Source organism: Aquimarina sp. (genome assembly GCF_977115655.1).
In genome coordinates this window covers 51,044-66,314 of record NZ_CDSBKO010000006.1, presented here as the reverse complement: position 1 = coordinate 66,314, position 15,271 = coordinate 51,044, and the positions used below count along the sequence as shown (strand labels likewise).

Genomic DNA, 15,271 nt, shown 5'->3' with positions numbered 1-15,271 from the left:
TTATGCAAGGTATAAACGAAACTATAATTCCTTTATTAAAAGAGGAATCATCTACTATAATAAAAGGAGAAAACGGGATAACAACTATAACCTTTTATGAAGGGGATCTGGCAGGGGCATTTACTACTTTACAAACCCGGTTAAAAGAGATTATTCATGTTAATCCATGGTTGGCAGGACGACTGGTTAAAAATAAGAAACATAAAGGCTTGCAATTGGCGTATCCTTCCGGAGCCTTGTCAGAGGATAAGATGAAGCCTGTTTTTCATGATAATCCATCTTCGATTAAAATAGGATCTAAAATGGGATATGAGGAATTGTTTAAAGAAGCAAAATCTGCAATAGTAAAAAAAGGGGTCAAGTTAGTAAACAAACAAGATCCGATTACTCGTCTTACTATTGTTCCGGATATACATTCCCCGGAAAAAGGATTTGCGCTTATTTTTTCTATTTCTCATGTTGTGGCTGATGGATATACCTATTATAAGATATTCAATCAATTATTTACAGATAAACCTGTTGAATATTTGGAAGTAAAACGAAAGCAAGATGCAGCAGACAAGATAATTGATGTTGTAGGGCAGAAATCGTTTAAGTTTTTTCACTCAGCACCTTTTATTGTAAACTTACTAAACGGAGCAATTTTTGGTAAAAAGACCAAGTCTCATGGGTTTTATGTGGATCCAGAAAAGATCAGTAAGGTTAAAAATCAAGTTAAGGAAAGCCCTGCATCTGGGGTAGATTTTATTTCAACCAATGATATTCTAAGCTCAAGTTTTGCAAAGGCTACCGATTCTCGTATTTGTATTATGGCAGTTAACCTAAGAAGTTGGGTAAAAGATATTGGTAGTAATGATGCCGGAAACTATGCAGGTGGGCTTTTATTTGATAATGAGGTAAGTTCTCAACCAACCAAAATCCGTAAATCTTTTCAGGCAGGATTACCAGTTCCTTCTACTGCTAAACCTCTTCCTAAATTTCGCGAAGCTATGAAATGTAAGTTCAGCTTGATTAGTAGTTGGAGTGATTTTCAGGAAAGCCATGATTTAGAAAAATGCCAGCAATTACTTCATCTTCCTTTGTATGATTCAAAAAAAGCATTTCCATTAGACTCGGCAGTAGTATTTAAAGCCAGACCTAATGAATTAGCAGTAATGTATTTTACAAAAACAGTAGGACAAGAAAAATTTCTGTCAGATTGCGAAATTGGCGATACGATTTCATCAAAAATTTTTCAATAAAAAGCAATCTAACAGCTTTACTTCCATATTATCTTAAAACCAATAATCCCAATAGCACAGTACTATAATGATAGATTTCATAGAATATGTAGTTTTAGAATTGAAGAGTAAGAGACTATCAAAAGCGAATGCTCTAAACCTTATAAAGCAATTTAGTAATCGCTCAAAAACTCATTCCAATTCAGCAGTTATACATCCTTTGTTGCACATAAACACGTCGGATTTGAGTCAGCAAAGTTTTACTTCTACATTTAATGGTAATGAATTCTTTCTTAAGGATCATGAAATTAAAGAACAAAAGGTTCTGCCAGGGGTTGCTTATTTAGAAATGGCGCAGGCTGCTGTTAGAAAAGCGATGCCTTTTCAGAAAGAATCTGTCATAGAACTACGCAATGTTATATGGGCAAAACCCATTATAGTTAATGAGGAGAAAGAAATCACCATTGCCTTATTTGCAGATGAAACTGAAATAGATGAGGGGCAGATACATTATGAAGTATATAGTGTAGATACAGAAGGTGATATTCAAGAAATAATCCATTGCCAGGGTCAGGCTGTCTTTAATAATATATCAACACCTATAAAACTGGATATAGATAAGCTCAAGGAAGAAATGCAGCAAGGAAAGCTGGAATCACAAGATATCTATGAAGTTTACTCTAGGTTGGGTTTAAATTATGGACCAACGCACCAAGGTGTAAAAACAATATTTCAAGGTAATGAACAATTACTAGCACAATTAAATTTACCAGCAATAACAGAGGCAGAGAAGTATGTTTTACATCCGGGCATGTTGGATAGCGCTTTGCAATCTGCCATTGGTTTGTTTGGAGGGCTGGATCAAATACCAGAGCACCCTTCACTTCCATTTGCTTTAGAATCATTAAAAGTTTTTTCAGGTTGTACTAAAGAAATGTATGCTTGGGTAAGGTATGCTGAAGGGAGTAAATCTACAGACAAGGTTATCAAACTAGATATAGATTTGTGCAACGAACAGGGCATGGTTGCTGTTCAAATGAGAGGATTTTCCTCACGTTTACTTCATACAGATAAGGAAACTATTAAAAAACCTGGTAAAGAAACAGGAGCTGTATTTGCAACTCCTGAATGGCAAGACACTATAAGTAAAGAGCAATTTAATACCAATACAGCAGATCATTTGCAGCAACGATATGTGTTTTTATGTGAGATGCCCAAGATAAAAGGGAAACAATTGGAAGCTTTACTTGCACAAAGTCAAGTAATACCTTTACAGGCAAAGAAACAAAAGAATATCGCAGAACGATTTAACGAATATGCTTTGACTTGTTTTGAGCAGATCCAAGCAATACTTTCTGATAAACCCCAAGGAAAAATAGGTATTCAGGTCGTTATGACTAATGATTATGAACAAACCATTTTTACAGGACTTTCTGCATTATTAAAGACAGCAACTCTTGAAAACCCTGAGTTGGCTGGGCAGGTTATCATTACAAGTCAGAAAATAACAGTAGAAGAACTCGCAGTACAACTGCAAGAAAACCAAACTAGAACGCAAGATGTAATCATAAAATATGAGCAAGGTAACAAGCAGGTATTAGGTCTAAAAGAAATAAAGGTAGAAGGTAATGAACCTAGAATTGCTTTTAAGGATAATGGGGTTTATCTCATTACGGCAGGACTAGGAAAACTGGGTAGATTATTTGCTACAGAAATTCTGCAACAAACTCAGAATGCTACAATTATTTTAACAGGAAGATCAGAGTTGACTAAGGAAAAGCAAGCTTTAATTAACGAAATGGAAGTTAATACTGGCCAGCTTATGTATCAGCAATTGGATATTACCAATCTGGATAAGGTAAAACAAACGATTACTTCGATCAAAAAGAAATATACGCATCTTCATGGAATTATTCATAGTGCAGGAATGATTTCAGACAGTTTTATATTGAAAAAAGCTTCTAAAGACTTTACAGAAGTTCTTGCCCCTAAAGTTACGGGAACTTATAACTTAGATGAAGCCACTAAAGATATTGATCTGGATTTTATGGCATTATTTTCATCTGTTTCATCTGTAACAGGAAATAGTGGCCAGGCAGATTATGCTACAGCTAATAGTTTTATGGATCAGTTTTCGGCTTACCGAAATCAATTGGTTAAAGCAAAACAAAGAACAGGGAAAACGATTGCAGTTAATTGGCCTTTATGGCAAGAAGGAGGGATGAAGATCGATCCGGTAAAGCAAAAAATAATAAGCCAGAGCACGGGTATGTATCCCATGCAGACAAAGACAGGGGTACATGCATTTTATAGTAGTTTAGAGGGGGCTCAAAATCAGTTGTTTGTGATGGAAGGTGATTTAGAACAATTGCATCATACACTATTTGCTACAGATACAGCAGAGGTATCTCTTCCTGAAGTTACTACTGAAGAGGAAAAAGAACCTGTTGTTGAAATGGATTCAGGAAGTCTTGAAGATAAAACTCAGGACTACATTAAAAAACAACTTTCAGAATTGTTTAAACTTCCATCCCATAAGATAGATCCGTATGCTCCTTTAGAAAAATATGGTATCGATTCTATTCTGGCAATGAATCTAATCAATCAATTAGAAAAAATATTTGGTTCTTTGCCAAAAACACTCTTTTTTGAATATCAAACGATTCATGAGCTTACGGGATATTTTATAAAATCACATGTAGCTAAATTGACTTCGCTTTTTACCGTTGTTTCTATAAAAAATAGTAAAGAAAAAATAGAGGGGATTTCCATAGCTCCACCTATTAAAACTCAAACCAAGCAGGCTCATTCAAGAATTATTAAGCGCCAACGACACATCGATATTTCTGCAGAAAGAAAAAATAAAATGGATACAGATCCTATTGCAATCATCGGTTTGAGTGGTCGCTATCCAGAGTCTGCTAATATTGAAGCATATTGGGATAACCTGCGGGATGGCAAAGATTGTATTACCGAGGTGCCAAAAAACCGATGGGACTGGCGAGAATATTATAATGAAGACCGTAGTAAAAGTGGATATCATTATAGTAAATGGGGTGGTTTTATTGAAGGAGTAGATGAATTTGATCCTTTATTTTTTAATATTTCACCGCTCGAAGCAGAGATACTTGATCCTCAGGAACGGTTATTTTTACAACATACCTGGATGGCCATAGAAGATGCTGGTTATACAAGATCCAGACTACAAATACCTCACGAACAAGGACTGGCAGGGCAAGTTGGAGTTTATGCAGGAGTTATGTACAGTGAATATCAACTTTTTGGTATTGAGGCTAGTAAAAAAGGTCAGCGAATGGGAGTTCCTGGTAGTTATGCCAGCATCGCTAATAGGGTTTCCTATGTGTTAAATTTACACGGTCCCAGCATGACGGTAGATTCCATGTGTTCTTCCTCATTAACAGCTATTCATTTGGCTTGCCAGGATCTGCAACAAGGGCGAACGAGCTTGGGAATTGCCGGAGGAGTAAATGTTAGTATTCATCCTAATAAATATTTAGTGATCAGTGCAGGACAATACATTTCAAGCGATGGTCATTGTCAAAGTTTTGGAGAAGGAGGTGAAGGGTATATTCCTGGAGAAGGAGTGGGAGTAGTTATATTAAAAAGACTATCCGAGGCAGAGCGGGACGGGGATCATATATATGGAATTATTAAAGGTAGTGCGCTAAACCATGGAGGTAAGACTAATGGTTATAGTGTACCTAATCCACAAGCACAATCAAACCTTATTAGTAACGTACTAAAAGAAACAAATGTAGACCCTCGTCATATAAGTTATATAGAAGCGCACGGTACAGGAACTAAATTGGGAGATCCTATAGAGATTGTGGCATTAAGTCAGGCATTTCAAAAGAATACATCCGATGTGGGACCTTGCTTGATTGGTTCTGCAAAATCCAATATAGGTCATTGTGAGTCTGCTGCAGGAATAGCTGGTTTAACCAAAGTATTGTTACAATTAAAACATAAACAAATCGTTCCGTCCTTACATTCAAAAAGTTTAAATCCTAATATCGATTTTGAGAAAACTCCATTTATAGTGAACCAAACCTTAAAACCTTGGGAACAACCTATGGTTGATGGAATCTCACAACCTAGATTAGCGGGTGTTTCTTCTTTTGGAGCTGGTGGGTCGAATGCACATATTATTGTTCAGGAATATGAGCCTTCAATAAAAGTAAGTAAACCTATAGTTTCTAAGGATTTAGATTCAAAAATAATTATTCCTTTATCCGCAAGAACACCAGAACAGCTTCACCAAAAAACCCTTGATCTTTTTGACTTTCTTAAGAAATTAAAAGTAAAAAAAGTAGAAAAAACTGGTAGCTCTTTTGATTTGGAAGAGATGGCATATACTCTTCAGGTAGGTAGGGAAGCTATGGATGTACGACTTGCATTTGTGGTTAAATCTTTGGATGATTTAATTGAAAAACTTAAAAAGTATATTGATGAGGAAGATTATATCGAAGATATCTATCAAGGAAGAATAGATCAGGAGGAAGATACTTTGTCTTGGTTTAATGCAGATGCAGATTTTGAGCAAACGGTTCATAAATGGATAGCTCGAAAAAAAACATCTAAACTTTTGGATCTATGGGTTAAAGGTTTGAATCTGGATTGGGATAATTTCTACGGGGATCATAAACCCAAACGTATAAGTCTTCCTGTATATCCTTTTGCCAGAGATCGGTATTGGATTGATATTAAAATAAGCGAACAAAATAAGGGTAATGAAAGGATGACATCAGTACTTCATCCCTTACTTCATAGTAATACTTCAGACCTCAGCAAACAGAGTTATAGTTCTATCTTTAGTGGTGAAGAATTTTTCCTTAAAGATCATCAAGTAAAAATTAAAGAAGGATATTTTAGCAAGGTACTACCAGCAGTGGCTTATCTTGAAATGGCACGAGTAGCAGTAGAAAAAGCTACCTCTGTTACAGCAGGATCAGGTATATTAGAATTGCATAATACCGCTTGGGCTCAGCCGCTTGTAGTAGCAGAAGAAAAGCAAGTAGAAATAGCCTTATCTGTTAAGAATAACGACCAGATTAATTATGAAATTTACAGTAAAGATAAGGAACAAGAAACTATTCATTGTCAAGGAATAGCTAGTTATAGTACACTTCCTTTACCAGAAAAACTAGATGTAGAGCAACTTAAAGGAAAAATGAATAAAGGCAGTATAGAAGCTGCCAGTTTGTATTCTATTTTTAACTCTATGGGGCTTTTTTATGGTCCTGCTTATCAAGGAATCACTAAAGTTTATCAAGGCGAAAAACAACTTATTGCACAATTGAGTTTACCGTCTGTGGAGGAAAGAGATAAAAATGACTACCTGTTACACCCCGGTATGATGGATAGCTCATTACAAGCTGCTTTTGGCTTGATTGAAGATTTCTCTAAACTTCCTTCACAACCTTCAGTGCCTTTTGCATTGGATATGATACGCATAATATCTGCCAGTACAGAAACCATGTTTGCTTGGGTTCGTTACTCAAAAGGAAGTAAACCTACGGATTCAATTACCAAAATAGATATTGATTTATGTGATCAGGAAGGAAATATATCTGTGCAAATGAGAGGATTATCCTCTAGGCAATTAAGTATAGATACGGTTGAAGCACAAAATAGGAGCATCGGGACTATATTAGCGAATCCTTTATGGGAAATATGTGAAATGGTTCAGGAATCAGAAAGCAGACAAGATGAATTCGTGCAAAAACACATTATACTATGTGAAATACCCGGAGCAAATGCCAGCCAGTTAGAAGCATTAATTCATAATAGTCATTGTATATTGCTTGAAGCATCACAAAAAAATATAGCAGAAAGGTATAAAGAACATGCATTGACTTGTTTTGAAAGGGTTCAGGAGATAATAAAGAGTAAACCCGAAGAAAAGATCCTTATCCAAATTGTTATTGATGACATTAAGGAACAAGCACTTTTTTCCGGGTTGTCAGGATTATTAAAAACTGCCGCTCAGGAAAACCCTAAATTAACAGGTCAAATCGTTATCACAAAATCAGATGTAAATACAGAGGAACTTGCCGAACAACTGAAGAAAGCAGAAACCAGACCTGAAGAATCTTTCATTAGATACGAAAAAGATATATCCTATGTTTTACGTTGGAAGGAAGTACAGCCAGAAGAAGATACAACTAAAAATAAATTTAAAGACCAAGGGGTTTATCTAATAACAGGAGGACTCGGTGCTTTAGGAATTTTGTTTACTAAGGAAATTTTACAACAAACCAAGGAGGCAAAAGTAATATTAACGGGACGCTCGGAACTAACAGAAGAAAAACAGGCAATTATAAACGAACTGTCGGTAAATACTAATCAGGTTGTGTACAAACAACTTGATCTAAGTGATCCTAATCAGGTAAATGCTCTTATAGGTACAATTATAAAGGAAGAAAAGCAGCTAAACGGTATTATTCATAGTGCAGGTATGATATTGGATAATTTTATCCTTAAGAAAACTAGCGTTGAATTTAGTAAGGTTCTGACTCCAAAAGTAAAAGGAACCTATCATCTGGATCAGGCAAGCAAGGATGTTAACCTTGACTTTATAGTATTGTTTTCTTCCTTATCAGGAGCAATGGGTAATCTGGGGCAAGCAGATTATGCAACTGCGAATGCGTTTATGGATCAGTTTGCTATGTATCGCAATCAGTTGGTAGATCAAAAATTAAGACAAGGAAGAACTATTTCTCTCAATTGGCCTTTATGGAGTGAAGGTAATTTGAGCATTTCTGAGAAGAATATAGATATGCTACGACAGGCAACAGGTATAGAGCCTATGCAAACAACGTCTGGTATTCAGGCATTTTATAGCAGTATGGCTTTACAAAATAGCCAAACATTGATTATGGAAGGCGATATGGAGAAAATGCGTCATATTCTGCTTCCAAACCAGACTAGTCACACAGAATCTTCATCCGCGGTTATAGGTAAAATCGAGGCAGAATCTTCACCAGTTTTCAAAGTAGATTCAAATAGGCTTCTGGATCAAACGGTAGTTTATTTACGTAAATTATTTGCAGGAACATTAAAACTTTCTGTTCAGGAGCTTGATCCAAAAGCTCCTTTAGAAAATTATGGTATAGACTCCATTCTGGCCATGAAATTGACCAATATACTCGAGGAAACCTTTGGTTCTCTTTCTAAAACACTATTTTTTGAATACCAAACGATAAAAAGTCTGGCTGGGTTCTTTGCAAAAACATACCCTCAGGTTATTCAAGAACAAGCTGGGATCAAACAAACAGTATCTTCAGTAGTAGAATTATCAGAGAATAATAGAAAGAAACAACCATTGATTTCTGCGTTACATTCAAGCAAACGTTTTTTTAGTAGAGACGTTAATACGCAACGAGAAGTAGCTATTATAGGTTTGAGTGGCAAATACCCACAAGCAGAGAATTTGCAAGAATTTTGGGAAAATCTAAAAAATGGCCGGGATTGTATTACAGAAATTCCTGAAGAACGTTGGGATACCAAGCAGTTTTTTAACTCTAAGAGTAATCAAACTGGAAAAAGCTACAGTAAGTGGGGAGGATTTATCAGCGATGTAGATAAATTTGATCCGTTATTTTTTAACATATCCCCCAAAGAGGCAGAATTAATGGATCCGCAAGAGCGACTTTTTATAGAAACGGTCTGGCAAACTATTGAGGATGCAGGATATAGTAAAGACAGTATTTCAGCAATAGGTAAGGTAGGAGTATATGTAGGAGTTATGTATGGGCAATATCAACTTTACGGAGCTGAGGCTATGTTGGCAGGCAATGCAATTGTTCCTGGTTCATCTTATGCTTCCATAGCAAACAGAGTTTCTTATTATTTGGATCTGCATGGGCCTAGTATTGCTTTAGATACTATGTGTTCTTCATCTCTTACAGCTATTCATCAAGCATGCGAAGAAATACGAAAAGGTGAAATAGAAGCAGCTATTGCCGGTGGAGTTAACGTTTCTATACATCCTCATAAATATCTTATGCTAAGTCAGGGAAATTTTGCAGCTAGTGATGGCAGATGCCGAAGCTTTGGAGAAGGTGGTGATGGATATGTAGCTGGCGAAGGTGTAGGTGCCGTTTTGTTAAAGTCGCTTGATAAAGCAATAGAGGATGGAGATCATATATATGGAGTAGTTAAATCCAGTGTAATTAATCACGGAGGAAAAACCAATGGATATTCTGTACCGAATCCCAATGCTCAAGGAGATTTAATTTTTGAATCTCTTAAAAAAGCTAAAATTGATCCTTCAACGTTAAGCTATATCGAAACTCATGGTACAGGTACTGCTTTGGGAGATCCAATAGAAATTACAGGATTAAAGAAAGCTTTTGGAGAGTCTGTATCACAAAAACAATTTTGTCCTATAGGTTCGGTTAAATCAAATATAGGGCACTTGGAATCAGCAGCAGGAATAGCAGCAGTTACAAAAGTGTTACTCCAGTTAAAGCATAAACAATTGGTTCCTTCCTTACATTCAGCAACATTAAATCCAAATATAGATTTTAAAGAATCCCCATTTTATGTACAGCAAAAATTAACACCTTGGGCATCTTCTAACACACATCCAAGACGAGCAAGTATTAGTTCTTTTGGTGCTGGAGGTTCTAACGCACATCTTATTATAGAAGAATATAATGGAATAAATAGACAAGTAAGCGAATCCACCAATAAGACGCCACAAGCATTTGTTCTTTCTTCTAAAAATCATAGTGTACTTTTAAAGTACGCAGAAAAAATGATAGATTTTCTTAGAAGTAATAAAGATATTTCACTAACAGATGTAGTGTATACTTCACAAGTGGGGAGAACGCCAATGAACGAACGTCTTGTAATAGTTGCCACTAGTATTGATGAACTTGAGGAAAAACTAGAGCAGTGGTTACACATTCATAAGATAAAAGATTCTAAAGTATTAGAAAGAAATACAGAGGAGTCAGAAGGGGTTTACTATGCTAACATTAAAGATGCTCCATCTAATACCAGAGCTTTATTAGAAGGAGAAGAAGGTAATGCTTATCTAAAAGTAATAATGAATACCCGAAATCTGGAAAAATTAGCAAAACTCTGGATCTCTGGAGCAGATATTGATTGGTCTCTACTCTATCAGGATGTTTATCCAATGCGTATTTCTCTTCCTACATATCCTTTTGCTAAGGAGAGATATTGGTTTAATACACCAAAAATTTCTGTAACTACAGATAATGTAGCTATACAAGAGTTTTATACAAAGGAGGTATCTATAGAAGAAAAACAAAAGTTACATTACTATCCTAAATGGGTAGAGGGTAATCTAAGTCTTTCAGAAGAAAAATCTACAAGTGGTTACATTTTGATTTTTGATACCACAGATGAGTTGTTTCTTACGTTACAGAAAGAATCAAAACAAGATACAGAAGGGAATTCGTATATTTTGGTAAAACCAGGGCATGTTTATGAAGAAGTAGAATCCTCAATTTTTACTATTGATCCTCAACAAAAAGAACATTTTAAACAATTAGTAGAAAACCTTAGTACAAAAGGACAGCTTCCTTATCGAATTATTCATGGTGGGTTAGAAGCAGGCAATTTTGATAAAAAGGAAGACATAACCCGTCAGCTAGATTATAGCATCTATTCACTGTTCCATTTATGTAAAGCTTTGATGGAACAAAAAGAACATATATCCCTTCAGATATTATCTGTTTTCTTAGGGAATATGAGTTTATCCAATTCACTAAACGCCGCATTGGGAGGATTTTTTAAAACTCTCGCTCTGGAGAACCCATACTACCAAGCAAAAGTTATAGAGATTCAGGATAGTTTGGATAATAAGCAACTATCTATAAAAGAGAAAGTCCGTATCATTCAGGATGAATTCAATGATATAAACTGGAAGAAAAATGAAATTCAGTACAAATTTCAAAAAGAAAATCAAGCCTATGTCCGTAATATTAAAGAATTAGTACAGTTGCCTCATGTTGAAAGTAATAAAAACCGTTTACCATTAAAACAGAATGGAGTTTATATAGTATCAGGAGGCTTAGGTGGATTAGGCCTTGTTTTTAGCGAATATTTGGTGAAAAATTACCAGTGTAATTTAATCCTTTTTGGACGGTCAGTAATTAAACCAGTTCAACAGGAAAAACTCGAGAAACTCAAAACCTACGGTACTCAAATTATTTATTTACAAGCCGATGTTTCAAAGTTAGAAGATATGGAGGCAGTTGTTAAAGCTGCAAAAACCAATTTCTCACAAATCAATGGCGTTATTCATAGTGCAGGTATTAATCAAGATTCATTTATTTTTAAGAAATCGCCAGAAGAGATGAATAAGGTGCTTGCCCCAAAAGTTTATGGAACAGTTAATTTGGATCTGGCAACGAGAGGAGAAAATTTAGATGTCTTTATTCTGTTTTCTTCAATTGCAGGAATAATGGGTAATATAGGGCAATGTGATTATGCTTATGGTAATCATTTTCTTGATTCATTTGCAGAAATCAGAGATGGTTTAGTGAAAGAACAAAAACGTTTTGGTAAAACATTATCTATTAACTGGCCTTATTGGGAAGAAGGTGGGATGCATATCTCTAATGAAGAAATTACTCTAATTGAAAAGGAAACGGGTCTTTGCCCTATACCAATTAAAGAGGGTATAAAATTCATGGAAGAGTTTTTGTTGTCTGATCTATCACAAGGTATTCCTCTTTATGGGTTCTTATCCAAAATCCGACCTTACATAACTCAAGTTGCTAAAGAATTGGATAAAAACCAGTGGATTAATTCTAATTCTATAGATACAGAAATTCTTCTTGAAAAAACAGAAACATATCTCAAAGCTCTGATCGGAAATGAGATTAAACTTGATCCAGAGCGGATGGATACCACAGAACTGTTTGAATCTTTTGGTATTGACTCTATAATTATAAGTCAGATAAATATAAATCTGGAGAGAGACTTAGGTACTTTGCCTAAAACTTTATTCTACGAATATTCAACGATAGAAGAATTAGCAAACTATCTGATACAGAAAGAACAGGAGGCGTTGATCAGATTCCTAAACATAGAGTATTCCGTAAATAATTCAAGTAATCAAGATCTGCAAAATTATAAAATAGAAGCTCCGGATACATCTATAAGAGAGCGTAAGGTAGAGTCCCGAGATAAAATTAGTGAACCTTTTAAATATGAGGATTCTGAGCCTATCGCAATTATTGGAGTGCATGGAAGCTATCCTAAATCAAAAGATTTGAATGCCTATTGGGAAAACCTAAAAGAAGGAAAAGATGTAACAGATATGGTTCCCAAAAGCCGATGGGATTATGAGGAATTTTATGATAAAGATCCGGCAAAGGCAGCCGAAGGAAAAATTTATTGTAAGTCAGGGGGATTTATTAGCGATGTTGATAAATTTGATCCTCAGTTTTTTAATATTACTGCAGAAGAAGCCATAATAATGGACCCTCAGGAACGACTTTTTTTACAATCTGTATGGGCTGCTATTGAAGATGCGGGGTATACAAAAGATAGTTTAAAAAAGCGGCATCCAAAAGCCAAAAGTGCTGATGTAGGCGTATTTGTTGGAGTCACAACAAATACATATAATCTGTTAGCATCAGAAAACTGGAGCAAAGGAAATACAGTCCCCAGCGCACACCCTTGGTCAATAGCGAATCGTGTTTCCTATTTATTCGATTTTAACGGACCTAGTATGCCTGTTGATACAGCTTGCTCATCCTCTTCAGTAGCAATGCATCTTGCTTGCGAAAGTCTTAGAAAACAAGAGTGTCAGGTTGCTGTTGCAGGTGGAGTAAATTTATATTTGCATCCGTCTAAGTACCATTCTTTATGTAAAAATAGAATGATATCCCTTGGCGGGAAATGTTATAGTTATGGAGCAGGGGATGATGGTTTTGTTCCCGGCGAAGGGATCGGATCCGTTTTATTAAAACCACTTAGTAAAGCTATAGAGGATGGGGATCACATATATGGTACACTAATAGGAAGTTCGTTTGATCATAGTGGTAGATCTAATGGATATTCTGCGCCTAACCCAAATGCTCAGGCAAATTTAATCGAACAAACCCTTCAAAAAGCTAAGATTCATCCTGAAACTATTAGTTATGTAGAAGGTCACGGCACAGGAACACAATTAGGAGATAGTCTAGAAATTGTAGCTTTAACGAATGCGTTTCAAAAATATACTGAGAAAAAACAATTTATTCCTATTGGCTCAGTTAAAGCTAATATTGGGCATCCAGAGTCCGCAGCAGGAATCGCAGGTGTTGCAAAGGTGCTTTTGCAAATGAAACAGCAACAGTTAGTACCATCTATTAATTCTGATGAGGTAAACCCTAATATCGAATTTAAAGAATCCCCATTTTATCTTCAGCATCAGCTTACTCCTTGGGAACCTTCAACAGGTCACCCCAGAAGAGCTCTTATAAATTCGTTTGGGGCAGGAGGAGTTAATGCATGTTTAGTACTGGAAGAATATAAAAAATCAAAAATAATACAAGAGTATAAGGAATCTGGACCATATTTGTTTGTGCTTTCTGCAAAAAAGAAAGAACTCCTTATAGAATATGCAAATCATATACTCACGTATTTAGAAAAAGAACAGGATATAAATCTGGCAAACTTGTCTTTCACATTACAGGTGGGCAGAGAGGCTATGTCAGATAGATTGGCAATTATTTTTTCAGATAAAGCAGAACTAATTCAGCGATTAAAAGATTGGCAGAAGCATAATACAGATAAACATATTTATCAAGGCAAACTTGATCCTGGTATGAGAAGAAAAAAATCTCCAGATAAGGAACAAGAACTTCAGACCTTTTTTAATACAGGAAACCTGGATAAATTAGCCCAACTTTGGATCACTGGTATAGAAGTAAATTGGGAGAGTTTATATACCAGAAATAAACCCAATCGAATTTCAGCGCCAACCTATCCCTTTGCTAAAGAGAGATATTGGGTTTCAGATCAAGTAGCCCAAGAAAAAAGAGCAGTAGCAGAACCAATAAGAAGTCAATTACATCCTTTAATTTCATATAATTCATCTACATTAAGAGAAGTTCGTTTTACTTCGTTATTATCAGACAGCGAGTTTTATGCAATAGATCATCAGGTAAATGGAGAGAAAATTTTTCCAGGTTCGGGATTCATAGAAATTGCAAATGTTTCAGGAAACCTTGCAGGGGAGCAAAAAGTTTGTAAAATCAGGGATATTGTTTGGGCTCACCCATTAAGTTTTAAGAAAGGGCCACAATTTATTCAGACATCTCTTAAACCCAATGGTAGTGGCACTGAATTTAAAATTACTTCTCATGATGATGAAAACGAGCAAATAGTACATTCTGAAGGGAAGTTATTTTTTCAAAATAATAACAATCCTTCGATAAGTATTGAAAACATTTCGATTCAAAAACTTAAAGAACAATGTTCTGAATCTTTGGAGAGTTCTTATTATTATAAAGTTTTTAATCAGGCAGGCTTTAATTATGGATTAGCGTTTAAGACCATTCAGGAATTTTATGTTCATGAATCTTTTGCATTGTCAAAACTAAAACTGGCAGATCATTTAAAGGTTAATTTTGATCGTTTCACTCTTCATCCTTCTATTATTGATGGTGCCTTACAAACCGTTGCGGGACTAATTGGTCAGACAGGATCTACAGTTCCACATGTACCGTTTGCGATTGATGAAATTGAGATATTCCGTTCTTTACCTCAAACATGTTATGCGTATGTGCAAGTGGTTAATGTAGAAGCTCGTTCTCCGTCAGATATCAAAAAGTTTACTATAAAAATTATCAATGAAGCAGGAGATGTTTTAGTTGAGATTAAAAACTTTTATGTAAGAGCATTTGGTAAGGTGGATAAGCTTGATGATTTGGCGATAGAAGCAAACAATATGGCTCTCGCTGTGAGCTTGTAAGAAGAGTGGCTTAAAATTTAGCGAAATCAGGAGCTCAGGTAACAGCATAAGTCATATTTCAAAAAACAATAATGGTTCTGAAAAGAAA

General features: G+C 35.6%; 2 protein-coding genes. Both read left to right on the top strand.

What is annotated here, in order from left to right; all coding sequences use genetic code 11:
* Positions 1-2: 2 nt before the first annotated feature.
* The gene (locus ACZIYX_RS04130) at positions 3-1,241 is read left to right on the top strand and encodes a hypothetical protein (RefSeq protein WP_462680932.1); all 1,239 of its coding nucleotides are present in this window, start codon (positions 3-5) and stop codon (positions 1,239-1,241) included.
* A gap of 67 nt (positions 1,242-1,308) precedes the next feature.
* Positions 1,309-15,183 carry an SDR family NAD(P)-dependent oxidoreductase gene (locus tag ACZIYX_RS04125; RefSeq protein WP_462680931.1) on the top strand — a complete coding sequence of 4,625 codons (13,875 nt, stop codon included), beginning with the start codon at positions 1,309-1,311 and terminating at the stop codon, positions 15,181-15,183.
* Positions 15,184-15,271 lie beyond the last annotated feature (88 nt).

What these genes read in the sequence shown, in the direction of transcription:
- ACZIYX_RS04130 (WP_462680932.1), top strand. Translation starts at nt 3, where the DNA reads ATGCAAGGTATAAACGAAACTATAATTCCTTTATTAAAAGAGGAATCA.
- ACZIYX_RS04125 (WP_462680931.1), top strand. Translation starts at nt 1,309, where the DNA reads ATGATAGATTTCATAGAATATGTAGTTTTAGAATTGAAGAGTAAGAGA.